The 433-nt window shown below is 70.2% G+C and carries 1 protein-coding gene; it reads left to right on the top strand.

Annotation, left to right across the window (positions count from 1 at the left end):
- Positions 1-49 precede the first annotated feature (49 nt).
- Positions 50-433: hypothetical protein (locus PUR56_RS00260; protein ID WP_329947342.1), on the top strand; the 384-nt coding region annotated here is incomplete at its 3' end.

Here is a 433-nt window from a genome sequence, read left to right as displayed (position 1 = left end):
CAACGCGCACGTGTGCGGGGAGGAGACTCGGACGGTCGAGGACGCCGCCGTGGCAGCAGAGGCACTGCCACTGGCTCCGGTGCTGTTGTCCGGTCCGGACGAGGCGTCCCTGCGTGCTCCGGCTCAACAGCTGATCGACAGCGCCGAGGTGGGCGCTGCTCACCCGGTGGCACTCGGCGCGGCGTCGATCCGCCGTGCCGCGCTCGCTCACCGGGCGGTGGTGCTCGCCGGTGACAACGACGAGCTGATGTCCGGTCTGGATGCGGTGGTGTCTGGTGAGGGCGGTCTGATAGGCACCGCACGGGCGGGCCGGGTGGCGTTCCTGTTCACGGGCCAGGGTGCGCAGCGTGCGTCGATGGGCCGGGGGTTGTACGAGGCGTTCCCGGTTTTCGCGGATGCCTTCGACCAGGTGGCGTTGCACGTGGATGCCTAT

The organism is Streptomyces sp. BE303, assembly GCF_036290945.1.
GTDB lineage: Bacteria > Actinomycetota > Actinomycetes > Streptomycetales > Streptomycetaceae > Kitasatospora.
Note: the sequence above shows the minus strand (reverse complement) of the source record. Positions and strands in the feature narration are given on the sequence as shown.